Genomic DNA, 22,608 nt, shown 5'->3' with positions numbered 1-22,608 from the left:
GGCCGGTAAAGATGCGGCCCGATGACGATGTGCCACCGGGCCGCGACGTCTGATGAGACAGCCTACATGCCGAGCGAGGCTTTGTAGAGCTTGATCTGGTTCTCGCGGCCGATCTGGTCGGTCAGCTTTTCCCAGGCCGCCGCGATGGCGTCGGCGCCTTCCTGCGCCTTCATCTTGCCGGCGAAGGTGTTGGCCAGGATGTCCTCGGCGGCGGAGTAGTACTGGAAGATGCCGGGGATGCGCGGCTCGATCGCCGCGTTCGGGTGGTTGTAGCTGTCGCCTTCCGACTTGAGATAGGAGGTGATGAAGGCCTCGTCATAGCCGGCCGCCACCCATTCGGGAATGTTGAAATGGGAGTTGCGGTAGGGCTGGAAGCCCGACGGATACATCGCCGTCCAGATCGACAGGTCCTTGCCGCCGAGATGGGCGGCGGCCGACCATGCCGCCTTCTTCTTCTTCTCGTCGGAATCGACGCGGGCCATGACATAGACGCCCCAGCCGAGATAGGCGCAGTTCGGCGCATAGTTCGGGCCGCTGGCGAGCTTGTCCCATTTGCCGGTCTTGGAATTGTAGACGTCGTCGGAACCCGGCAGGATCGAGAAGCCGGTGACGTCGCCGACGACCGACGAGTCGTTGGTCTTCACGTTCGAGCCGACATCGCCCCACCAGGGGATCATCGAGCCGGTGCCGGCCAGGAACTGCTGGAAGGCGGTCGTGTTCGGATCGGCGTTGATCTGGTCGGCGGGTTCGGACGGCAAGGCGTCGATCACGTCCTGGATGGCGCGCACCCAGGCCGGGTTGTTGATGCGGGGCTTCATCGTGTCGGCATCGAACAGCCAGGCCTTGTCATCGGGATGCTTGGCATAGGCTGTGGCGCGGCTGCCGAGGAAATAGAAGCCGAAACCGCCCCAAGGCTTGGGCGCGTCGAGGTAGCCGTAGACGTCCTGGCCCTTGAATTTCTTGCCCTTCAGGAACTTGGTCACGGCCTGCACCTGCTGCCAGGTCTTGGGCACGCCCCATTCCGTCAGGCCTGCCTTGTCGCCGCCGTCGGCTTTCCAGGCCGCCGCCAACTCGGAGTCGGAGAACACGTCGGTGCGGTAGATGAAATTATGCGTGTCGCCGTCGATGGTCACGCGATACTGCTTGCCGTTCCAGGTGCCGACCGGCGGCTTGAGATAGTTGACCAGATCGTCGAAGTCGATCTGCTTCTTGACCCAATCGGGCATCTCGGAGGTCAGGCCCTTGCCGCAGACATCGCCTTCAAAGGGCGCACCCATCTCGATGATATCGAAATCGACCGTGCCGGTCGCGATCGACTGCTGCAGGCGGGCGTTGTAGTCGGCCTGGGCGAGGTCGATCCAGCTGATCTTGGCGCCCGTATAGGCCTCCCAAGGCTTCAGGAAGCCGCGGAACAGGACGTTGTGCAGGTTCTGGTTGTTGAGGCCCATGAAGGTGAGCTCGACACCGGCGAACTCGCCTTCCTTGACATTGGCCTTGGTCGCTTCGAGGCAGAGCTCGCCGACCTTCTGGAAGTCGGCATCGGTCGGCTGGCCCTTGCCGACGCCCGGGATCTGCAGGATTTTCGTACGCAGGCTGTCATCGGCTGCGGCTGGCCTCGTCAGCGCACCGAGTCCGGCGCCGGAGGCGGCGGCGATTGCCGCCATCGAGGCAGCACCCTTCAGCACATCGCGGCGGCTCGCGCCGGCGCGCATCAGTTTTTCATACAGGTCGACTCTCATCTACAGGTTCCTCCCAGAACAACAGCGATTGAATTGAAGTGGCCAATCTCTCGGACGTCGAAACGTCTCTCGGTTCTCCTCGATCATACGGGGACGTGGGACCCCACCCTGCGTCGCCGGAGCTCCGATCTCAGGGTAACAGGCCTGCTCTCGGATTGGCACTCGCCACTATTCGCGTAATCGATTACCTTGTCAACAAGATTGGCTTTTTATCTATAAGATACCGACTTGCCGTTGCCGCCGGCAATGGCTAGCTTCACCGCAAAAGATAAAGGGGAGACGATGGCTCAAGTCGCGATCAGCAGTGTGGCCAAGGCATTCGGAACCGTCAAGGTCCTGCATGAGGTCAGCGTCGATATTGCCGACGGGCAGTTCGTCGTGCTGGTCGGCCCTTCAGGATGCGGCAAGTCCACGCTGCTCAGGATGGTGGCCGGGCTGGAGACGGTTTCCGGCGGCACGATCTCGATCGGCGACCGCGTCGTCAACAACCTGCCGCCGGCGAAGCGCGACATCGCCATGGTGTTCCAGAATTACGCGCTCTATCCGCACAAGACGGTAGAGCAGAACATGGCCTTCGCGCTGAAGCTGCGCGGCACGGATCCGGCCGTCGTCGCCGAGCGGGTCAAGCGCGCCGCCGACATCCTCGACCTCGCGCCCTATCTCAAGCGCTACCCGCGGCAGCTTTCCGGCGGCCAGCGCCAGCGCGTCGCGATGGGCCGCGCCATCGTGCGCAATCCGCAGGTGTTCCTGTTCGACGAGCCGCTTTCCAACCTCGACGCCAAGCTGCGCGTGCAGATGCGCACCGAGATCAAGGAACTTCACCAGCGGCTGAAGACGACCACCATTTACGTCACCCACGACCAGATCGAAGCCATGACCATGGCCGACAAGATCGTGGTGATGCGCGATGGCCGCATCGAGCAGGTCGGCGCCCCGCTGGAGCTGTTCGACCGGCCGGCTAACCTTTTCGTCGCCGGCTTCATCGGTTCGCCCTCGATGAACCTGCTTAAGGGTACCGTGAGGAAAGCCGGGAAGCCGGTCGTCGAGATCGCCGGCACGGCATTCCCCATGCCGTCGGGCGCCGTTGCCGAGGACGGCCAGGCCGTCGTCTATGGCGTGCGGCCGGAGCATCTGGAGATCCATCCGGATGGCGTCGAGGCCAAGGTCTCCGTGGTCGAGCCAACGGGCTCCGAGACCCTGGCCTTCGTGCGCTTCGGAGAAGGCGAGATGGTGGCGCTGTTTCGCGAGCGCCACGACTTCAAGCCAGGCGACACGCTCAAACTCAAGCCGCGCCTCGACCAGGTTCACCTCTTCGACGCCGGGACCGGCAAGCGTCTTTAGAACTTACGCAATTCCGGACGGAAAACCGCTCACACTTTTCCTGGAATTGCTCGAGAACCGCATCAACCCTTCAAGAGGAAACCATGCTCAAAGGGATCAATCCACTGCTCAACGCCGATGTGCTCCAGGCGCTGCGGGCGATGGGCCATGGCGACGACCTGATCATCGCCGACACCAATTTCCCGTCCGATTCGGTGGCGCGGCAGACCGTGCTTGGCAAGCTCTTGCGCATCGATGCGCCGGCGGCGGAAGTGGTGAAGGCGGTGCTCTCGGTCTTACCGCTGGATACGTTCGTCAACGATGCGGCGGCGCGCATGGAGATCGTCGGCAAGCCGAACGAGATCCCGCCGGTGCAGAAGGAGGTGCAGAAGGAGATCGACGCGGCCGAAGGCAAGCCTTGGCCGATGATCTCGATCGAGCGCTACGCCTTCTATGAGCGCTCGAAGAAAGCCTATTGCGTGATCCAGACCGGCGAGCGCCGCTTCTATGGCTGCTTCGCCTTCCGCAAGGGCGTCGTGCCGCCGGATGCGGAGTAGGGACATGGCTGCCGCCAAGCCTGTCGTGATCCTGGGTGTGTTCGTCGCCGACACTGCCTATCGCGCCGATCGCCAGCCGCGCATGGGCGAGACGATTCTCGGCAATTCCTTCAAGCTCGGACCGGGCGGCAAGGGCTCGAACCAGGCCGTGGCCGCCGGCAAGCTCGGCGCCGACATAACCTTCCTGACCAGGCTCGGCGTCGATGCGTTCGCCGATATGGCCAAGCAGACCTGGAGAGACGCAGGCGTGAAAAGCGCCGTCATCGACACGCCGGACAGCTATACGGGCGCGGCCTATATCTTCGTCGAGGAAGGCACCGGCAACAATGCCATCATCGTCAGTCCAGGCGCGGCTATGCTGATCTCTCCGGCCGACATCGAGGTACATGCCGGGCTTATTCGTTCCGCCGGCGTCTTCGTCACCCAACTCGAACAGCCGATCGACGCGGCTCTCAGGGCGCTGGAAATCGCGCGCGGGGCAGGGGTGACGACCATTCTCAATCCGGCGCCTGCAGCCAGCCTGCCGGACCGCATCTACACGCTTTGCGACTATGTCACGCCCAACGAGACCGAGGCAGAGGGACTGACTGGCATCAATGTCTCGTCGATCGACGACGCCCGCTGCGCCGCCGACGCTTTGCTGGCCAAGGGCGTCGGCGCCGTCATCGTGACGCTCGGCGAAAAGGGCGCGCTGCTGCACACCAAAGACCGTTCCGATCATGTCGGCGCGGTCAGCGCCGGTCCGGTGGTCGAAACGACGGGCGCGGGCGATGCCTTCAACGGCGGCCTCGCCGCGGCTTTGGCAAAGGGCGTCGAACCGCTGGAGGCAGTGCGCTTTGCTTGCGCGGTCGCCGGCATTTCGGTGACACGCCCGGGCACCGCGCCGTCCATGCCGAGCCTCAAGGAGGTCGAGGCGCTGCTCGCCAAGGCATGACTCGCAGTTCGCGCGGTCTATTAGCAGTGTCTTGACCCGGAACGCAGCTGAGCCGAGCGCGTTCATCCTCCTGGTCGGCGACGCCGGAACGGCAGGATGAAGAAACCTTACGAAAAGCCCACGCTCGTGAAGCGCCAGAAGCTCACCGCGCGGACGGCTCAGATTATCGCTTCCGGCGTCATATTGGGCGAATGATCCCGGATAGCTGCGCTAGATCAGGATGACGTTTCGTCAAATCGTCACCCTGATTTAACCCTTTGTTGGAGCATTCCGAAACCGGTTCCCACTTTTTGCTACGCTGACGTCGTTTCCGGATCATGCCCTGGACTAGAGAATCCTGCTGGTCAGCTCCAGCATGGTCGTCGCGCCTTGCTCGCTGCCGGGCATATGCACGACGCGGAGCACGCGGAGGTCCCTGTTCGTTCCCTCGACCGGGATCGACACGCTTTCGCCGACCCGCGGCAATTCCTGGAAGGCAAGCTCGTCGACATCCCTCTCATCATCGATGGAAATTCGGCATCTCACAGCCATCTCGTCTCTCCCGTTTTTCGCCCGAGGGCTGAACGGGACAAGGTTGGAATGGTTCCGAGAAAGGTCTCAGTTGGCAAACTGCCACAATATTCGCGCGGCGTGAGCCCCTTCAACGCCTTGAATTGACGTCCGAAATTGGCAAGCAATCAATAACCGACCAGCTCGGCGATGTGGGCGATCGGCTTCACCCTCGCTCTGTGTTCGAAGCAGAACCAGCGCGGGGCGCATTATTGCTATCAACGAAGTATTTTGTCATAGGGAGTCTTTGCATCACGGGGGTGATGGGGTGTTTTGGATCGGATTCCTCGCCGGAATATTGGCGGGTGCTGTTGTGATGGCTGCATTGATATGGTGGAGCGGAAGGCATGATAAGCCTTTCCACCTGATCGACCAGGTCAACCGTGATTAGACCAAGTCCTCACCGCGACTTTCCAGGTGGCGTCAACCAGCCGCGCCATGGGCTCGTCCCTGCATTTGATGCTCGGCGCGTGGATGCCAAATTCGGCTCCTCGCCGCTGGGGTAGATGCGCCAGGGTGTGCGGGAGACTGGACGGCCTAGGACAGCTGCGGCGAGCGCGCTGCCAGACGGGTCAGCCGAGAACTCGGGAAACACAACATTTCAGAAAGTTAATGGCGCGAGTGACGGGGCTCGAACCCGCGACCTCCGGCGTGACAGGCCGGCACTCTAACCGACTGAGCTACACCCGCGCACTGACGAGCACGTGTCAGGCGTGTCGTCGTTGGGGGGCTGGATAAGGGGTTCGCCCGCGGGTGTCAAGCGCGGCATTCAAGCATTACAGCAATCAGGAGAAGGTTTTTTGACAGCGGCGCCGAGGCTGGGGAAATCCGCGCCGCGATGGGGGCGCCGTCTGTTCATTTGGCCTTGCGAATGCGGCCCTAACTGCTTAATGGTCCGCGCTCAGGCGGGCGATTAGCTCAGTTGGTAGAGCGCTTCGTTTACACCGAAGATGTCGGCGGTTCGAGCCCGTCATCGCCCACCATTACGCCGAACAAGCAGAAGCGGAACGCGGCAGCGGCCCTTGCCGGGGCCACCGCCTTATCGAGATATGTTCAGGCCGCTACTGTCTCACGTAGCAGCGCTTGTGAGCGCCCGGAGCGGGGTCGTCGCCGAATGCGTCGTTGCCGCATCTGACGCCGTTCCTGAAAACGTCCTGCGTGTACTGGCCGCGTGCGCCGTATCTGACCATCGCGCGGCCGCGGAAATCGCAGAACTCGCCCTCCCTGGCGCAGGCCACCCATTCGCCGCGGTCGGGGCGTGAACCGTAGTCATCGTCCCCGTAATTGTCGTCACCGCCATAGCCGCCGCCGCGCGCCACGAAATAACAGGCCTTCTCGCGGCCGGGGGCGGGGTCGCCAAACAGGCGATTCGAGCAGGGCACGGAGCGACGGTCGAAAAACCGCGAGGTCGTTCGGCCCCGTGCGCCGTAAACCACCTCAGTGGGATAGGGCAGGCGGCATATGCCGCCTTCACCGGCACATCGCCGCAGTTGCTGCGCCGAGGCGGTGGTGGGAAAAAGGGCGGACACCGCGGCGATCAGGCCGGCCAGGCATATGAAGGCCAGCGTCGCACGGATCGAGACGTGAAAAGTTCTTAACACGAATTGTCTCCCGGTCTGGTTGTACGCCGGCATCCTACCGCAGTCGGATTAAATGCGCGATGAATGCCTGATCGAGAGGATGCTCCTATCTCGACGCGTGAGCACACGGCGCGGGGCCGCCGTCTTGCTCAATATTTGATGATTCGACGCTCGATCAGGACGACGAGGCAAAACAGCGCGATCGACAGCGACGACGACAGCATGATCGCCGCATAAAGCCGATCGGACTGATAATTGAAGGTCGCCTGGATGATCAGCGCGCCGAGCCCTTTGTCCGAGCCGATCCACTCGCCGACGATGGCGCCGATCACGGCGGTGGCCGACGCGATCCGCAGCGAAGAGAACAGCATCGGCAGGGCACGGGGCAGGCGCAGGCTCCAGAAGATCTCCGAGCGTGTCGCCGACAGCACGCGGAACAGCTCATGCTCGTTGTCGCTCGGCGAATCGAGACCGCGGATCATGTTCACCAGCGTCGGGAAGAAACAGATTACCGCGGCAATCACGATCTTGGGCGTCATGCCGAGACCGAAGATCAGGATGATGATCGGCGACAGTGCCAGGATCGGAATGGTGTTGAAGAAGAGCACGATCGGGAAATAGGCGGCTTGCAGGACGCGGCTGTGGACGAAGAGCACGGCGAGCAGCACGGCGGCGAGATTGCCGATGACGAAGCCGGCCAGCGCCTCGATCAGCGTCGGCCTCAGATTGTCGATGAGGAGCGCAAAATTCCTTTGGAAGACGCCGAAGATCGCTGTCGGCGTCGGCACGATATAGGCCGGCACGCCGAGCAACGGCAAAAGATATTGCCAGGCGAGCAGGATCGAAGCCGCGCCCAGGATGGGAAGCGCGACCGTCATTTGCGGTGAGAGCGGCGCCTGTCTCACGATGCGCGCTCCAGAGCCACGCGCAGGTCGGCCATGGCGGCGACGATCGCCGGATCCTCGCGCTTGCAGCGGTTGCCCTCCTGTTTGAAGGGCCGCATGTCGAGGTCCTTGACCACGCGCCCAGGATTGGCGGCCAGCACGATGACGCGCTCGCCAAGATAGGCGGCTTCGGCGATCGAATGGGTGACAAAAAGGATAGTCGTGCCGCTGCGCCGCCAAAGGGCCAGCAGTTCGTCGTTCAACCGGTCGCGCGTGATCTCGTCCAGCGCGCCGAAGGGTTCGTCCATCAAAAGCAATTTGGGCTCGCCGAGCAAGGCACGCGCGATCGCCACGCGTTGGCGCTGGCCGCCGGAGAGCTGATGCGGCAGGCGCTCACTGAGGCCGCCGAGCCCCATCAATTCCAGCAGTTCCGTGCTGCGGTCCTCGATCTTGCGCGTCAGGCTGCGCTGACCGACGCCGAGCGGCAGGCGCACATTGTCCCGCACCGTGCGCCAGGGAAGGAGGGTCGAATCCTGGAACACGAAGCCGACATCGCGGCGCGAGCGCACCGTATGGGGCGTTTCGCCCAGGACGCTGATCGAGCCGCCAAGCGGGTCGAGCAGGTCGGCCACCACTCTGAGCAAGGTCGACTTGCCGCAGCCGGATGGCCCCAGGATCGACAGGAAGGAACCGGCCGCGACGGTGAGGTCGAGGCCGGCGAGCACTTTGACGGCCGTCTGCCGGCCGCCATAGCCGACATCCAGCTGTCGCGCTTCGATCGCGTCCGGTATTGGATCAGCATGACGTTTGATTGTCATGCTGATCCAACTCTTTTCTGGAGCATGATCTTTTCCAAAAACCGGTTCCCACTTTTTGGGATCATGCTCTAGGCCGCGGGCGCGTCGAGCTTGGGCCGGTCGGCGGCCGAGAGTTCGAGTATTTTGGTGGTGTAGACATCGGCGGCCACCGGGCGGCCGTTCGGATACTGGCCAACCTTGTCGAGCAGCGCCAATTGCTCCTCGATCGAGGTCGGATCGAACGTGCCCCAGCCATCCTTGGCGGTTGCGCCGTCGAAGGAGAGTTTCAGCACCAGATTGACGGTCTTTTCCTCCCAGCCGAGATCCATTTCGGGATAAGCGGCGACCATCTTCTTGACCGCTTCCTGCGGATTGGCGTGGACCCAGCCCCAGCCTTTGCCGACGGCGCCCATGAACTTCGCCAGCGTCTCAGGGTCCTTTTCGATTGCCGCGTCGGTCGCGAAATAGACATCGGCGTAGGAGTTCAGCCCGAGGTCACGTGTCAAGAGGTCGATGCGGTCGTCGCCGACGACGCTGAGCGCCTGCGTGTTGGTGATCCAGCCGCCGATCGCGTCGACATCGCCGCGAACCAGCGGCGCCTTGTCGAAGCCGACATTGACGATGGTCACCTCCGACGGATCGATGCCGTTCTTGGCCAGGATCTCGTCGATGACGAAGCGCGCCGTTGGCTGAATGCCGATCTTCTTGCCCTTGAGATCGGCGACGCCGCGGATCGGTTTTGCGGGCTTGGACGTCAACGCATAAGGACCGGTGCGGAAGCCGCAGGCGATAATCTTGATCGGCACGCCGCTGGCGCGGGCCGAATAGAGCTGCGGCGTCTCCGAGAACTGGCCAAGCTGCGCGGCGCCCGAGATCACCGGCGGCACGGTCGACGCATTCGGGCCGCCGGGGCTGAACTCGACCTCGAGCCCGGCGTCCTTGAAATAGCCATTGGCGGCTGCCGCGATATCGCCGATCTGGCCGTTGGACATCAGCCAGTCATACTGGATGACGACCTTGCCGGCGGCCTTGGCGCAGGGCGTCAGCACCAGCTGCATGCCGGCAGATACGGCCGCCACGGCAGCCATGCCGCCTTTCACGAAAGCGCGGCGATTCAATTCGAAGTTCCTGTTCCCACTCATTTTTCGCTCCTGTTGCAGACTTTTCTCGTCTCTTCTCCAGGCGCCGTTCCCTTCGGCTCGGCGTCGTCTACGGCTGTTCGTCGTGGTAGTCGCCAGGGCCGCCGTCGAGCCAGGCGTAAAGCTCCCAAAGCGTGTCGTCCGGGTCCGTGAAATAGGCGCAGCGCGCGTTCCAGACGTAGTTTTCGGGCGGGCCGTAGAAGGGCACGCCCTTGGCGCTGAGTTCGCCATACAGCCGGTCGATATCGGCCGGCGTGTCGAGCTGCACGGCGACGCAAACCTTGTGCGCGTGGCGCGGCGATCTCAGGTTGGACACGCCGGTATGTCGGTTGATGTGGCCGAGCTCCCAAGCGGCGAGCGTCACGTCCTCGCCATGGAAATCGGCAAAGCCTTCAGCGCGGCGGCGCAGGCGGAAGCCCAGCTTTTCAACGTAGAAGTCGACCGTCCTTTCGATGTTTTCGACCAGAAGGCAGACATCGGAGATGCGGGTGATGCTCGCCGGCATGGCTATTTCGCTCCGTTGGCTTTCGAAAGCGGCAGCTTGACGCCGACGCGGTTGGCGGCGCCGACGATGTGCGCCCGCATCGCCGCTTCCGCCGCGGCCGGATCGCCCGCCACCAGAGCCTCATAGATACGCACATGCTCGCCGACATTGATCTCGACGAGATCGTGCAGCGGATTGGTCATGCGCGCGTAGTGGATCGAGTGGCGGATCTGCTCGCAGACGAACGAGATGAAGGTGTGGATGTAGCTGTTGCCGGTGGCGCGCGCGATCTCGCGGTGGAAGAGCAGATCGGCGTCGATGCTGCCTTCTTCCCAACGCTCCTCGCCGCCCATGCGGTCGAGCGCAGCCTTGATCGAATCGAGATGATCCTGATTGCGCCGCGCCGCGGCAAGCGCTGCCGATTCGGCCTCGAGGATGCAGCGCAGCTCGAACAGCCGCTCCATGTTGTGCGTGTCCTTGAGCGCCTCGCGGTCGATGCGAATCGCCGCTCGCTGCTCGGGCGCCAGCACAAAAGCGCCGATGCCTTGCCGCGCCTCGATCATGCCGTCGGCCCTGAGCTGGGCGATCGCCTCACGCACCACGTTGCGGCTGACGCCGAACTTTTCGGACAGTTCCTGCTCGGTCGGCAGGCGCGCGCCGGGGTTCAATTCTCCGGATTCGATCTCGCGGCTGAGGAAGGCGGCGACCCGGTGCGGCAATGTCTCGACGGTGCCGATGGCGGCCAGTCTCTGCTTCATGGAAAGGTCTCCGTCGCGGGCAACAGACAGCCAGGATTCATCAGGCCATTGGGGTCGAGGGCATTCTTCAGCGCCGCGACCATGCGGCGATGCGTCGGCGATAGTCCGGCCCAGAACTCCTTGCGGCGGCTACGGCCAATGCCGTGCTCCGCGCTGATCGAGCCGCCGAGGCCGGCGGCGATTTCATAGAGCCCGGCGATAACCTCGGCGCCACGGGCACGAGCCTCGGCCTCGGCAAGTTCGGCGGGCGGCAGCACGTTGAAATGGATGTTGCCGTCGCCGGCGTGGCCGTAGGCGAGGGGAATCCAGCCGGGATGATCGTTTGCGACGAAATGGCGGGCCTGCTCGATCAGGTCCGGGATGTCGGAAATCTTCACCGACAGGTCGGTGCGCACATGGTAACCGCGCTTGGCCTGGCCTTCGACCAGGCCTTCGCGGATCGCCCAAAATTTCCTGGCTTGCGCGGTGCTCGCGGCGAGAACCGCGTCGGTCACCAGGCCGCTCTCCACCGCATCGCCGAGGAACCCGGCCAGCAGGCCGTTGAGATCGATGGCGGCGCTGGACGACAATTCGATCAGCACCTGGACGGGTGCCGCGACCGGCGCTCTCGTTGTGGGGTCCACCAGCCGGGCAAGCTCGATGCATTCGGCGCCGATGATCTCGAAAGCGGAGATCAGGTCCGAACAGTCGCGGCGTGCCCGGTTGAAGAGCGTGACGGCCGCTTCGAACGAGGTCAGGCCGAGATAGGCGGTCTCCGTCTTGGCCGGCTTGGGAAACAGCTTGACCTCGACACCGGTGATGATGCCCAGCGTGCCTTCCGAGCCGATGAAAAGTTGCTTCAAATCATAGCCGCTGTTGTTCTTGCGCAGGCCGGAGAAGCCGTTCCACAGCTCGCCATCCGCCAGCACCACTTCGAGGCCCAGGATCAGGTCGCGCGCCATACCGTAGCGCAGCACGTTGACGCCGCCGGCGTTGGTCGCCGCATTGCCGCCGATCTGGCAACTGCCTTGCGCGCCGAGCGCCAGCGGGAAGAGGCAATCCCGCGCCTCGCAGGCGTCCTTGATCGTCTGCAGCACGCAGCCGGCATCAGCGCGCAGCGTGAAATTGTCCGCATCGATCTGCCGGATGGCGTTCAGCCGCTCCAGGCTTAAGACAACCAGGCCGCCGCCTTTGCTGTCGATCGCGCCTGAGACCAGGCCGGTGTTGCCGCCCTGTGGAACGACGCCGAGCCCGAGCTCTCCGCACAGGCGCATCAGCGCCTGGACCTCGGCCACCGAACCAGGTCGCAGCACGGCAAGAGCGTCACCTCGATAGTCGCCGGCCCAGTCGCCCAGATATTTCGCCATTCCAGCCGGCTCGACGGCTATGCCGTCTTGTCCGACGGCACCTTCCATGGCGCTGAGGATTTCCGGCGAGAGGCGATGAACGGTCATGAAGGTTCATGTCTGGATATCGGGTGATACATATCATCCTACAACTTGCTTCGAGTCAATCGCTGCCCCGTTCGGCTAGGCCCTGCCCATGCATCGTCCTGGCCGATTGTCGCCGGTCAAAACCACCGCAATGGTGGACGGCAGGGCTTTGTCCCGACCAGATCGATCCGGTGAGGAGAAAAGATGATTGAACTGCCTTTTGCCCGCGAAGAATACCAGCAGCGGCTCGGAAAAATCCGCGCCGAGATGGCCAAGCGCGGCATCGAACTCCTGATCGTCAACGACGTCGCCAACCAGCATTACATCACCGGTTATGACGGCTGGTCGTTCTACACGCCGCAGGTCGTGCTTGTTCCCATCGAAGATGCCGAGCCGGTCTGGATCGGCCGGGCCATGGATGCGGCGGGCGGCTTGCTGACGGCCTGGATGAAGCCGGAAAACGTCGTCGGCTTCCCCGAGGACCATGTTCAGCGCGCCGATCGTCATCCCATGGACTGGATCGCGGCATGGATCGTCGCCAAGGGATGGGGAAGCCGCAACATCGGCATCGAGCTCGAAGCCTATTATTTCTCGCCGAAGGCCCATGTACGGCTCGTCGCCGGGCTGCCCAATGCAAAATGGCACGATGCCGATCTGCTCGTGAACTGGATCCGCGCGGTGAAGTCGGCGCCGGAAATCGCCTATCTGCGCAACGCATCGAGGCTGGCCGAAGCGGCGGTCGCGCGGGCTTACGAAGTCATCGCGCCGGGTGTGCGCGAGTGCGACGCGATTGCTTCCATCCAGGCGGCGCAGATCGCCGGCAGCCCGGATTTCGCCGGCGACATCACGGCGCTGCCGCCGACGATCCTGGGCGGCGAAAACGCGTCCGCGCCGCACATCATGTGGAGCGACCGGCGGTTCGGGAAGGACGAAACGATCGCGCTCGAGCTTGCCGGCGTCTGCCGTCGCTATGCGGCGGGGCTCGCCAGGACGATGCAACTCGGCAGGATGCCGACCCGCGTCGCGGATACGGCAAAGGCAGTGATCGAGGGCATGGATGCGGTGCTCGACACCGCCCATCCGGGCACGACGGCGGAGGCGGTCGAAGCCGCCTGGCGCAAGGTCATAGAGCGTCACGGGCTGAAGAAGGAGTCGCGCATCGGCTATTCCATCGGCGTCGCCTATCCGCCGGATTGGGGCGAGCACACGATCAGCCTGAGGCCCGGCGACAAGACGGTGCTTCAACCCGGCAATGTCGTTCATTCCATCCTGGGCATGTGGATGGATGGTTGGGGCATCGAGGTCAGCGAGACCATCCTGGTGACCGAAGCCGGCAACGAGACGCTCACGAAGTTCCCGCGGGACATTCATGTCAAATCCTGACCGGCCGTCTTCGGCGAGCGATACCATTCCCGACATCGATGCCGGAATTCTCGATCGGATGATCGAGATCCGCCGCCATCTGCACCGCCATCCCGAGCTCTCGAACCGCGAGGCGGGCACGCAGCGCTATTTGCGCGAGATGCTTGCCGGGCAGGGGATTGCGGACATTCGCGACATCGCCGGCTATGGGCTTGCCGTCGATATCGTCGGCACCGGCCGGCCCTCGAACCGCAAGGTGGCTATTCGCGCCGACATCGACGCCTTGCCGATCGAAGAAGAGTCCGGCGTCGACTTTGCGTCGGAAAATCCAGGCGTGATGCATGCCTGCGGTCACGATGCCCATGCCGCGATGGGCTTTGCGGTGGCCGCGCATCTCAATCGCTCGCGCGACAGTTTCGGCGGAACCGTCCGCCTGATCTTCCAACCGGCCGAGGAAGATGAACCCTCAGGCGGCAAGCGAGTGGTGGAGGAGGGGCTGCTTGACGATGTCGACGCCGCCATCTGCGTCCATGTCGATCCTTATACGCCATCCGGAAAGGTCGCAGTCGGTGCCGGTCCCTACACCTTGGCGTGCGACACGTTCGATGTGCTGGTCACCGGTTCGGCGGCGCATGCGGCAAAACCTTACGAAGGTGTCGATGCGCTGACCGTCGCCTGCTCCATGGTGAGCGAGCTGCAGAAGATCGTCTCGCGCGAGACCGATCCTTTTGATCCGCTGGTCATCTCGGTCACCACCATCAATGGCGGCAACGCCTACAATGTGACCGCCGGCAAGGTCGCATTCAAAGGCACAATACGCAGCGGCAGCGACGCCACTCGCGAGCGCGCCTGGCGCCGGCTTCGCGAGGTGCTTGAAGGAATAGCTGCAAGCCATGGCGCAGGCGTAAAGATCGACATCCACCGCGGCGAACCCGGCGTCGTCAACGATGCCGGGATGGCGGCTCTGATCATGGCCGGCGCCAAGGCCAGCGTCGGCGCGGACAATGCGCTCAATATGCCCGGATGGAGCATTGCCGACGACTTTGGCTATTACAGCGAGAAACGCCCGTCGGTGTATTTCCGGCTCGGGATCCGCAACGAGGAGGCCGGATCGGTCTATCCGCTGCACCACGCCAGGTTCCGCGTCGACGAGGCCGCGTTGAAGAACGGCGTCCTTACTTTGGTTTCGGCGGCAACGATGTACCTGGCCGGGCAGGACGATCCCAGCGCTTAGCGAAGCCGCGGGCGCCGGTTCAGCCGGTCAAAGATATTGCGCGACCTTCTTGCCGACGGTGAGGAAGCGCAGCGGGTCGACCGCTTCGCCATCGTGGCGCACTTCATAGTGTAGGTGCGGACCCGTCGAGCGGCCGCTGCTGCCGGTCTTGCCGATGACGTCGCCGGCGGCGAGCTTCTGGCCGACGGTGACGTCGATCTCGCTCAGATGCCCGTAGCGTGTGGCAAAGCCGTTGCCGTGGTCGACCTCGACCATGCGGCCGTAGCCGCCGGCCCAGCCGGCCCTGGTAACGGTGCCGGCGGCCGTGACCTTGGCCGGCATGCCGATCGGCGCCCTGAAATCCATGCCCGTATGCAGGGCAGCGCTGCCAAGGATGGGGTCGGTGCGCACGCCGAACGGACTGGTCACCGCATGGCCCGGGGCGGGGTTGGCGAGGGGCAGCTTGCGCGCCTCCTTCTTGACCTGGTCGAGCGCGTCGAGCGCTTCGTCCAATTCCTTGACCTTGCTGTCGAAAGCCATCGAGGGATCGAGCGGAACCAGCGGGCCGCCGACATCGCCCTTGTCGAGCTCGCTGTCGACCGGCAGGCCCGTCGCTTCCAGCGCCTGTACGATTCCATCCGCATTCTTGTAGGCGTTGTCGGCCAGCGTGGTGATGCGTGAAAGCTGCTGGTTCTCTATGGCCTTCAGCGAGGCATTGATCGAAACGAACAGCTTGTCGGCACGATCTGCGGCCGTTTCGCCATCGAGCGGATCGGACCTCGTCGACCAGAGTGAGAAGGGCCTGGTGTCGCCGGCGCCCAAGGATGCGACGGAGTAGGTTGGCGCCTGCGAAAGGCTGCCGGTGACCGCGGCGTGTTCGTCGGGTTTGGGCGTCGCCGCGCTCGCCGCAGGCGCGTCGCCGACCTCGTTCTCGGCGCGTTCGAGGATCGGGCCGAGCCGTCCGTGGCGCTCGCTGAGCTGGGTCTGCCTGGCCAGGAGCTCGCTGACCTTGGTTTCCATCAGCTGCTGGTCGAGAAGCTGGCGGCTGGTGATGCGGTCGACCTGGGCGCGCAGCGCCGAGATGCGATCCTCATAGGCCTGCTGCATGCGTGCCTGCCTGGCCGTCGTGGCGCCGATCAAGTCGTCGCGCAGCACCAGATAGGACGTGGCGAGCAAATAGCCGATGGCGATCGCCGCCAGGGCGGAGCCGATGAAGGCGGCCAGCCAGGGGCGGATGGTGAAATGCCTTATTTCGTTGCCCCGGGCGATGATCACCGTGTGCGGTTCCTTGCGCCTGCCGAAGACAGCGGACTGACCGGTTGCGTTCACGGGACCAAGCTTTCGTTACGGGACCAACGACAAGCCTGATTACACATTATTAGGGTTAACAAAGGCTTGCCGTGCCGGCCGCGCGACGCCGGATGCACGCAGCGCGGGCGCGAGGTTGCGCGAAAATCCAAAGGGCGCGGACGCCATGTCGCCTTGGCGACGAACACCAATGTTCTGCCAGGAGCAGCCGTGGCTCGCGGAGTAAGGCTCGGGTTTCTTAACTGTCTTCGATTGCGTTTAGTTGACGTTTTTCGAGTAAAGGCGTGTTGGTATTTGGGATTCACCGTGGCGGTGGGAATGCTGGGCGATCTGGTTGGCAATATCCTTCACAAGATTTCGGGCACCAGTCTGCTGGCGACCGGGCTTTTGCTGCTGACTGCCTTTGTCAGCGCGCTTGTGGCCTATTGGCGGACGGCTGAGGAGAAGAGCTGGAAGGAGTTTTTCGAGTTCGCCATCCCGCGTGAGGTCATCACCCATCCTTCCGCCAAGGCCGACCTGCTGTTCTGGGTCACGAAGAAGGCCCTGATGCCTTTCCTGATGCTGCCAGCCGGAATCGTCTTCGTCACGGTGGTGGGGTACGGGACCAACTGGCTGTTTTCGACACTGTTTCACTTCCAGCCGCCTCTGACCGAGGGGCCGGCAGGGCCGGTGACGGTTCTGATCTTCACCGTCACCATGCTCCTGGCCTACGACATTTCCTACTATCTCTATCACGTCGCCCAGCATCGCTATCCGCTGCTTTGGGAACTGCACAAGGTGCATCACTCGGCCGAGGTGATGGTCGGGATCACCAAGGACCGGGTCCATCCGCTCGACGAGTTGATGAACCGAGCTTGGGACGGCATCATCGTGGGGTTCTGCTTCGGCATCTGGTCGCTGATTTCGCTGAACCTTGTCGAACTGACCGTTTTTGGCGTCAACGTCTATGTCATGCGTAACATCCTGATGATGGATTTCGTCAGGCACACGCATTTCAAAATCTCGTTCGGCCCGCTCAACAACTTGATCCTGTGTCCTCACTGGCATCAGCTGCATCACAGCGTCGATCCGCGCCACTACGACAAGAACTTCGGGCTGCTCTTCTCGTTCTGGGACCGGCTCTTCGGAACATTGTGTGTGCCGAGCCCCGACGAGGACTTCAAGTTCGGGCTGGTCGACCGCGATGTGCGCGACTATCAGTCGCTCGCAGGCCTTTACGTCATGCCGCTGAAGCGGATGTGGGGACATATCGCCAAGCGCATCCGGCCCGGAAAGCCGCGGTCACGCGCCTCGCGAGCCTCGGAGGGGACACGGCCATGAACGCTCCCGTTGTGCTCGCAATCCCGCGGACACGCACCTTCGAAGTCGTGACAACGGCGGCCCGCCTGGCCGAGATCGCACCGGCCTGGGCCGCGCTCTGGCAGCGGGCTGGCGGGCTTGTCTTCCAGCACCCGGACTGGATCGCGGCCTGGTGGCGCACCACCCCGCAGCAGGAGCGGCGCGCGCTCAGGATTGGGCTTGCCTGGAACGGCGAACGGCTCGATGGGGTGATAGCGCTCGCGACCTTCAGGCGTTCCGGCATCCGCATCCTCGAATGGGCGGCGAAGGATCACAGTGACTATGGCGACGCGCTGGTTGCACCTGACAGCGACCCGCGGGCGATCTCCCGCCTCTGGCAGTATGTTTTTGGCCAGGGTGGCTTCGACCTGATCTATCTCAACCGCTTGCTGCCGGATGCCGGTGTTCATGCCCTGCTGAAACCGGCTCACGGCAAGGCGCTTCGGCCCAACCACCGCACTGAACTCAGCTATCGTGTCGCCGGCTCGTGGCAGTGTGGGGCGGAATGGTTCGAGACGTTGTCCAAGAAGGGCCGGCAGAACTATCGTCGCGGCCGCAAGTTCATGGAAGAAAGCGGTGCATTGCGTTTCCGGCTGCTGGATGCGGAGGACCCGCGCGAGCCGGTGCTCGAGCGTGTCGCGGCGCTGAAGCGCCTCTGGCTCGCCCGCCATGGTCGTGCCTCGGATCTGTTCGACAAGGGCTCGCCGGTTCTTGCCGCGCTTATTTCGGTGCTGGCCGACCTCGGGCTGTTGCGCATCTTCGTGCTGGAGCTTGACGACACGATCGTCGCCGTCTCGATCAATTTCGAGCAGCACGGCACGATGATGGCTTTCGTCACCACCTATGATCCCGAATACGAGCGCGCCTCGCCGGGTATGGTACTGATGATGGACTATATCCAATGGTCGTTCGACCGCGGCCTTGCCACGATTGATTTTCTATGCGGCGGCGAGGATTTCAAGCGGCGCTTCGCCACGCAATCAGTCACGCTGTCGTCCATGATGGGCGCGCGCGGCTTGCGTGGCCATCTTGCCGCGCTGGCCGATCAGATGAGCCATCGTTCGAAATCCTGGAGGGCGCGGCGGCAGCCGAAGGCCGAGGCACCTGACGAGTAACGGCTCTAAAGCGCGTCGCGATCTTTCAGATTCGCTCCATGCGCTTTAGATTCTTGATTTTGTGCATGTCTTTATCCCGAAACCGGTTCCCACTTTCGGGAGACATGATCTAATTGTCGATTGCTTTGGCGACGCTCAGAGCGCGCGAACGGCTTCCAGCACGGCCTCGGCATGGCCCTTGACGCGAACCTGGCGCCAGATGCGGGCGATACGGCCGTCCTTGCCGATCAGGAAGGTTGCGCGCTCGACACCCATATATTTGCGCCCGTACAGCGTCTTCTCGACCCACAAATGATAGGCCTCGATCACCTTGCGCTCCTCGTCGGCGACGAGATCGACGGTGAGATCGTGCTTCGCCTTGAATTTGTCGTGTTTCTTCACGCTATCGGGTGAGAGCCCGATCACCACGGCGCCGGCCTTTTCGAACTCAGGCTTCAACTGCGAGAAGCCGATCGCCTCGTTGGTGCAACCTGTGGTGTCGTCCTGCGGATAGAAGTAGAGTACGACGGGCTTGCCCAGAAAGGCAGCGAGGCTGAGGGAACCGCCGCCGTCACGCGGAAGATCGAATGGGGGTGCTGCGTCGCCCACCTGGAGATCAGCCATATCGATGCCCTTGTTTGCGGTTACGCGCGGGAAATCATCGATATAACGTGAAGCGGGGATTCGTCCACGACGAGTTCGTCACAACGGAATATTGCTTGGATCAGGAAGAACCGCAGCACGAGAAGATCAGGTTCAGGCGTGACGAGATCACCGACCTGGCGACGCTTCCGTCCGCGTGCAGTGTGCCGCCGCTTGGCCGCGCGGCGGCGCGGCGGCGCTTTCGCATTCTCGGTCGCGTGTTTGCCGGGCTTTGCGCGCTCGTGCTCCTGGCGGCAGCGGGCGTCTATGTCCTCGGCGCATCCGGCATCGGCACGGAACGGCTTCGGACCGAGGCGGAGAGCGCCATCGAAAAGCTGGCAGGCGTCGATGTCAACGTCACCGTCGGCGCGGCGCGACTGACGCTCGACGGATCGAGCTTCGTCGCTCTCCAGGTGAACGACGTCAGCCTGAAGACGGCCGACGGCAAGCCGATGGCCGATATCGGGCGGGTGCGTTTCGGCATGCGCCTCTTGCCGCTGCTTTCCGGCGATGTCCGGCTGACCAGCGCCAGATTTTCCGACGCCCATATCGTGGTGGCCGCCATGCCCTCCGGTGGCGGTGACTGGACGGCGGCGCTGCGCAACGCGGACGGCCTTGTCGACCCGGAGAAAGTGTCGGCGGCGGTGTTTTCAGGCGTCAACGACGCGCTGGATGCCGTGCGCGAGGACTCGATGCGCCAGATCGATCTGCGCAATGTCGAGTTCGAGCTGCCGGACACCGGGCCGGTCAAGCGCGTGTCCGTCACCTCGGCGACCGTCGCGCAGACCGGCACGGGAAGCATGCAGTTCTCCTACGATGCCGAGGTGGATGGCCGGCACGCCACCTTGATCGCCTCGGCGACGCGCGACGCGACGGCAAGGCGCATTTCGTCGCTCGACGCCAACCTCGAGATAGAGGGCCCTCCCGGCGGGGGCAGTTCGACAGGAACCGGCCCGGCGACCGATGGCGCCAAACTGGGTTCGATCGCGTTGAGGCTCTCGGGCTCGGAAGCGTCGGGCGACAACCCGTCGCGCCTGGCGGCGTCGTTCTCACTCAACGGTTCGGTGCTCGACCTGGACGAACGCGGTCTGCTGCCGACCGATGTCGATGCCGATGCCACGCTGGTGGCCGGTTCGAACAAGATCTCGATCGACCGGCTGTTGATCAGGAGCGGCCGCTCCAGCTTCGACTTTGCCGGATCGATCGGGCCGAAGCCGGCAGTCGCCGGGGAGGAGCCCGCCTATCGCTATGATCTCACCAGCGACGGCTCGACACTGGCGCCGTCGGAATCGCCGGAACCGGCGCTTCAGTTCCTGGCCCGCATCGCCGGGATCTATCAGCCGAAGAGCCGCAAGCTCGTCGCCGAGCAGATCGGCGTGCGCTCTGGCGGTCCGGGCGAGGTGCTGGGCGCCGCCACGGTCGCCTTTGTCGACAACGGTCCGCCGGGCGTGTCGCTTTCGCTCAACGTGCACGACATGCCGGTCTCGCATGTCAAGCAGTTGTGGCCGTGGTTTTCGGCCCGCAACGCGCGGCTTTGGGTGCTGGGCAACCTGTTCGGCGGCACGGTGACCGACGCCAATCTGCAGTTCCAGGTCGTGCCGGGGCGGCTGGGCAACGGCGTGCCGCTGACTGGCGACGAAGTGTTCGGCCGTTTCCAGATCGAAGGATCGCGCTTCGATACCGCGGGGCGGATCCCGCCGGTGCGTGACGCCGTCGGCGTCGTCGCCTTCCACGGCAATGATGTCGACATCGCGCTCTCCTCCGGCAGCGTCTATATGCCGAGCGGCCGCACAGTTGCTGCAAGCGGCGGCACCCTGACGATCAAGAACGCGAACCTGCCGATTGTTGTCGGCGGGCTCGACATCGATGTCGCGGGCGAGGCGCCGGCGATCGCCGAGCTTGCCTCCTACGAGCCGATCAATGCCATGCGCCATGTCGGACTGGCGCCCGAGGACCTCTCCGGCACTGTCACCGGCCACGTCAGGGCGGACATCCCGTTGACCAAGGGCATGGACACTTCGAAGCTCGATTGGCTGGTTTCGCTCGACTATCAGGATCTGTCGCTGGCCAAGCCTTTCGAAGACCAGACGGTTACCGAGGCCAATGGCTCAATCACCGTCGGGCCGAAGCAGGCGGTGATTTCCGCCAAAGCCAAGCTCAACGGAATTCCGGCCGAGCTCGATCTGGTCGAGCCGCTCGAGGATGACGGGCCCGCGCGCAGCCGCAAGGTCGCGCTGGTGCTCGACGACAAGACGCGCAATGCCAGCATGCCTGGCCTGTCGGACCTGCTTTCCGGAACCATCAAGGTGGCGATCGACAAGAGCGGAGAGGGCGCCCAGCAGGTTTCGGCGGACCTGACCAATGCCAGGCTCGACATTCCCTGGGCCGGCTGGAGCAAGGGCGCCGGTATTCCCGCCAAGGTCGCTTTCAACATGGCAAAGTCCGGTAGCACCACCACGCTGTCGGATTTCGATCTCGACGGCAAAAGCTTTTCCATCGACGGCAATCTGACCCTGGTCAACGGCGCATTGTCCACTGCCCGCTTCAGCAAGGTTTCGTTGAACCGGGGCGACGACGTCGCCGTTTCGGTGAAGCGCTCCGGCAAGAGTTATGCCGTCGACGTCAGCGGCGCGTCGCTCGATGCCCGCTCGCTGATCAAGCAGTTCACCTCGGATGTCGACACCGCGACGAAGGGGGCGGGCAACGACGCCGTCTCGGTGAGTGCCGACGTGGCATCGCTGACCGGCTTCCATGACGAGGTGCTCTCCAACCTCAAGCTCGAATACAGCGCCGCCGGATCGCGCGTGAACGGGCTCAACGTCACCGCCGCGGCAAGTTCCGGCGCCGCGATCACGATCAACAACACAACCGGTGAGGGCGGCCGCGTGCTCAGGGTGAAGTCCGCCGATGCCGGCGCCATCCTGCGTTTCCTCAACGTTTACGAGCACATGGAAGGCGGGGCGATCAGCCTGTCGCTCTCGGGCTCTGCTAACGGGCCGATGAAGGGACAGGTGGATGCCCGCAATTTCTATATCGTCAACGAGCCCAAGCTCGCCTCGATCGTATCGACGACTCCGGCCGGCGATACGCGCAGCCTGAACGAGGCCGTCAAAGGCAACATCGACACGTCCAGGGTGCAGTTCGAGCGCGGCTTCGCGGAGATCGACAAGGGTTCCGGTTATCTGAGACTGGCGAACGGCCTGTTGCGCGGCCCGCGCATCGGCACGACCTTCCAGGGCACGCTCTACGATCCGAACAACAACATGGACATGACCGGCACCTTCATGCCGGTCTATGGTCTCAACCGTATCTTCGGCGAACTGCCGTTGTTCGGGCCGCTGCTCGGCAACGGGCGCGACCGCGGCCTGATCGGCGTCACATACCGGCTGCGCGGCAACGCCAACAAACCGACGCTCAACATCAATCCATTGTCAGTCGTGGCGCCCGGGATATTCCGCTCGATCTTCGAGTACAGGCAACAGCCCGCGCAGTGAGGCG

Annotated in this window: 19 protein-coding genes and 2 tRNA genes; 9 read left to right on the top strand and 12 right to left on the bottom strand. The window is 63.5% G+C overall.

The window, feature by feature from the left end; genetic code table 11:
* Positions 1-62: 62 nt before the first annotated feature.
* Entirely contained in the window at positions 63-1,739 is a 1,677-nt protein-coding gene (locus MJ8_RS18635; protein ID WP_201410265.1) for an ABC transporter substrate-binding protein, read from the bottom strand.
* Positions 1,740-2,021: 282 nt separating this feature from the next.
* On the opposite strand from MJ8_RS18635, the gene MJ8_RS18630 reads away from it, so the two are divergent.
* From MJ8_RS18630 to rbsK, 3 genes are all read left to right on the top strand, one after another.
* Positions 2,022-3,080: an ABC transporter ATP-binding protein gene (locus tag MJ8_RS18630; protein ID WP_201410264.1), complete on the top strand. Its 1,059-nt coding sequence runs from the start codon at positions 2,022-2,024 to the stop codon at positions 3,078-3,080.
* Positions 3,081-3,163: 83 nt separating this feature from the next.
* On the top strand, positions 3,164-3,616 hold the full coding sequence (locus tag MJ8_RS18625) for an RbsD/FucU family protein (protein ID WP_201410263.1): 453 nt from the start codon (positions 3,164-3,166) through the stop codon (positions 3,614-3,616).
* A 4-nt stretch (positions 3,617-3,620) separates the two neighbouring features.
* Positions 3,621-4,550 (top strand): ribokinase, encoded by a 930-nt coding sequence (rbsK, locus tag MJ8_RS18620; RefSeq protein WP_201410262.1) that lies wholly within the window; start codon positions 3,621-3,623, stop codon positions 4,548-4,550.
* 327 nt (positions 4,551-4,877) lie between these two features.
* Here rbsK and MJ8_RS18615 read toward each other — a convergent pair whose 3' ends face one another.
* Both MJ8_RS18615 and MJ8_RS18610 read right to left on the bottom strand, forming a co-directional pair.
* Positions 4,878-5,081 (bottom strand): hypothetical protein, encoded by a 204-nt coding sequence (locus MJ8_RS18615; RefSeq protein ID WP_126060562.1) that lies wholly within the window; start codon positions 5,079-5,081, stop codon positions 4,878-4,880.
* A 631-nt stretch (positions 5,082-5,712) separates the two neighbouring features.
* Positions 5,713-5,789, bottom strand: a tRNA-Asp gene (locus MJ8_RS18610).
* A 217-nt stretch (positions 5,790-6,006) separates the two neighbouring features.
* On the opposite strand from MJ8_RS18610, the gene MJ8_RS18605 reads away from it, so the two are divergent.
* A tRNA-Val gene (locus MJ8_RS18605) sits at positions 6,007-6,082 on the top strand.
* Positions 6,083-6,160: 78 nt separating this feature from the next.
* Here the strand turns inward: MJ8_RS18605 and MJ8_RS18600 are convergent.
* The 7 genes from MJ8_RS18600 to MJ8_RS18570 all read right to left on the bottom strand — a co-directional run bounded on the left by MJ8_RS18600 (position 6,161) and on the right by MJ8_RS18570 (position 12,174).
* Complete coding sequence (locus MJ8_RS18600) at positions 6,161-6,700, bottom strand: hypothetical protein (protein ID WP_225247959.1); 540 nt, start codon at positions 6,698-6,700, stop codon at positions 6,161-6,163.
* A gap of 128 nt (positions 6,701-6,828) precedes the next feature.
* Positions 6,829-7,584: an ABC transporter permease gene (locus MJ8_RS18595; RefSeq protein WP_201410261.1), complete on the bottom strand. Its 756-nt coding sequence runs from the start codon at positions 7,582-7,584 to the stop codon at positions 6,829-6,831.
* Positions 7,581-8,381, bottom strand: a complete 801-nt coding sequence (locus tag MJ8_RS18590) for an ABC transporter ATP-binding protein (RefSeq protein ID WP_201410260.1) — start codon at positions 8,379-8,381, stop codon at positions 7,581-7,583. Before MJ8_RS18590 ends, MJ8_RS18595 begins: the two co-directional genes overlap by 4 nt.
* 68 nt (positions 8,382-8,449) lie before the next feature.
* Positions 8,450-9,502 (bottom strand): ABC transporter substrate-binding protein, encoded by a 1,053-nt coding sequence (locus MJ8_RS18585; RefSeq protein ID WP_201410259.1) that lies wholly within the window; start codon positions 9,500-9,502, stop codon positions 8,450-8,452.
* 67 nt (positions 9,503-9,569) lie between these two features.
* Positions 9,570-10,004 (bottom strand): VOC family protein, encoded by a 435-nt coding sequence (locus MJ8_RS18580; protein WP_201410258.1) that lies wholly within the window; start codon positions 10,002-10,004, stop codon positions 9,570-9,572.
* Positions 10,005-10,006: 2 nt separating this feature from the next.
* Complete coding sequence (locus MJ8_RS18575; RefSeq protein WP_201410257.1) at positions 10,007-10,741, bottom strand: FadR/GntR family transcriptional regulator; 735 nt, start codon at positions 10,739-10,741, stop codon at positions 10,007-10,009.
* Positions 10,738-12,174 (bottom strand): FAD-binding oxidoreductase, encoded by a 1,437-nt coding sequence (locus MJ8_RS18570; RefSeq protein WP_225247958.1) that lies wholly within the window; start codon positions 12,172-12,174, stop codon positions 10,738-10,740. The genes MJ8_RS18575 and MJ8_RS18570 overlap by 4 nt, the downstream gene beginning before the upstream one ends.
* Positions 12,175-12,357: 183 nt before the next feature.
* Between MJ8_RS18570 and MJ8_RS18565 the strand changes: the two genes are divergently transcribed.
* A complete protein-coding gene (locus tag MJ8_RS18565) occupies positions 12,358-13,536 on the top strand; it encodes a M24 family metallopeptidase (protein ID WP_201410256.1) in 1,179 nt (392 codons plus the stop codon).
* Positions 13,523-14,749, top strand: a complete 1,227-nt coding sequence (locus MJ8_RS18560; protein ID WP_201410255.1) for a M20 metallopeptidase family protein — start codon at positions 13,523-13,525, stop codon at positions 14,747-14,749. Before MJ8_RS18565 ends, MJ8_RS18560 begins: the two co-directional genes overlap by 14 nt.
* A gap of 27 nt (positions 14,750-14,776) precedes the next feature.
* Here MJ8_RS18560 and MJ8_RS18555 read toward each other — a convergent pair whose 3' ends face one another.
* Entirely contained in the window at positions 14,777-16,057 is a 1,281-nt protein-coding gene (locus MJ8_RS18555; RefSeq protein ID WP_201410254.1) for a M23 family metallopeptidase, read from the bottom strand.
* A 297-nt stretch (positions 16,058-16,354) separates the two neighbouring features.
* On the opposite strand from MJ8_RS18555, the gene MJ8_RS18550 reads away from it, so the two are divergent.
* The gene (locus MJ8_RS18550) at positions 16,355-17,356 is read left to right on the top strand and encodes a sterol desaturase family protein (protein ID WP_201415484.1); all 1,002 of its coding nucleotides are present in this window, start codon (positions 16,355-16,357) and stop codon (positions 17,354-17,356) included.
* Complete coding sequence (locus tag MJ8_RS18545) at positions 17,353-18,489, top strand: GNAT family N-acetyltransferase (protein ID WP_201410253.1); 1,137 nt, start codon at positions 17,353-17,355, stop codon at positions 18,487-18,489. Before MJ8_RS18550 ends, MJ8_RS18545 begins: the two co-directional genes overlap by 4 nt.
* Positions 18,490-18,624: 135 nt before the next feature.
* On the opposite strand, the gene MJ8_RS18540 is transcribed toward MJ8_RS18545, so the two are convergent.
* Complete coding sequence (locus MJ8_RS18540; RefSeq protein WP_201410252.1) at positions 18,625-19,092, bottom strand: peroxiredoxin; 468 nt, start codon at positions 19,090-19,092, stop codon at positions 18,625-18,627.
* Positions 19,093-19,187: 95 nt separating this feature from the next.
* Between MJ8_RS18540 and MJ8_RS18535 the strand changes: the two genes are divergently transcribed.
* Positions 19,188-22,604, top strand: coding sequence for a DUF3971 domain-containing protein (locus MJ8_RS18535; RefSeq protein WP_201410251.1), 3,417 nt, complete (start codon positions 19,188-19,190; stop codon positions 22,602-22,604).
* The last annotated feature ends 4 nt before the right edge of the window (positions 22,605-22,608 follow it).

This window comes from Mesorhizobium sp. J8 (genome assembly GCF_016591715.1).
Lineage (GTDB): Bacteria > Pseudomonadota > Alphaproteobacteria > Rhizobiales > Rhizobiaceae > Mesorhizobium.
The sequence above is the reverse complement of the archived record's forward strand: the minus strand, read 5'-3'. Positions and strand labels throughout refer to the sequence as shown.

Coding starts and splice junctions, on each gene's coding strand:
- MJ8_RS18635 (WP_201410265.1), bottom strand. CDS start 1,739: ATGAGAGTCGACCTGTATGAAAAACTGATGCGCGCCGGCGCGAGCCGC.
- MJ8_RS18630 (WP_201410264.1), top strand. CDS start 2,022: ATGGCTCAAGTCGCGATCAGCAGTGTGGCCAAGGCATTCGGAACCGTC.
- MJ8_RS18625 (WP_201410263.1), top strand. CDS start 3,164: ATGCTCAAAGGGATCAATCCACTGCTCAACGCCGATGTGCTCCAGGCG.
- rbsK (WP_201410262.1), top strand. CDS start 3,621: ATGGCTGCCGCCAAGCCTGTCGTGATCCTGGGTGTGTTCGTCGCCGAC.
- MJ8_RS18615 (WP_126060562.1), bottom strand. CDS start 5,081: ATGGCTGTGAGATGCCGAATTTCCATCGATGATGAGAGGGATGTCGAC.
- MJ8_RS18590 (WP_201410260.1), bottom strand. CDS start 8,381: ATGACAATCAAACGTCATGCTGATCCAATACCGGACGCGATCGAAGCG.
- MJ8_RS18585 (WP_201410259.1), bottom strand. CDS start 9,502: ATGAGTGGGAACAGGAACTTCGAATTGAATCGCCGCGCTTTCGTGAAA.
- MJ8_RS18580 (WP_201410258.1), bottom strand. CDS start 10,004: ATGCCGGCGAGCATCACCCGCATCTCCGATGTCTGCCTTCTGGTCGAA.
- MJ8_RS18575 (WP_201410257.1), bottom strand. CDS start 10,741: ATGAAGCAGAGACTGGCCGCCATCGGCACCGTCGAGACATTGCCGCAC.
- MJ8_RS18570 (WP_225247958.1), bottom strand. CDS start 12,174: ATGACCGTTCATCGCCTCTCGCCGGAAATCCTCAGCGCCATGGAAGGT.
- MJ8_RS18565 (WP_201410256.1), top strand. CDS start 12,358: ATGATTGAACTGCCTTTTGCCCGCGAAGAATACCAGCAGCGGCTCGGA.
- MJ8_RS18560 (WP_201410255.1), top strand. CDS start 13,523: ATGTCAAATCCTGACCGGCCGTCTTCGGCGAGCGATACCATTCCCGAC.
- MJ8_RS18550 (WP_201415484.1), top strand. CDS start 16,355: ATGCTGGGCGATCTGGTTGGCAATATCCTTCACAAGATTTCGGGCACC.
- MJ8_RS18545 (WP_201410253.1), top strand. CDS start 17,353: ATGAACGCTCCCGTTGTGCTCGCAATCCCGCGGACACGCACCTTCGAA.
- MJ8_RS18540 (WP_201410252.1), bottom strand. CDS start 19,092: ATGGCTGATCTCCAGGTGGGCGACGCAGCACCCCCATTCGATCTTCCG.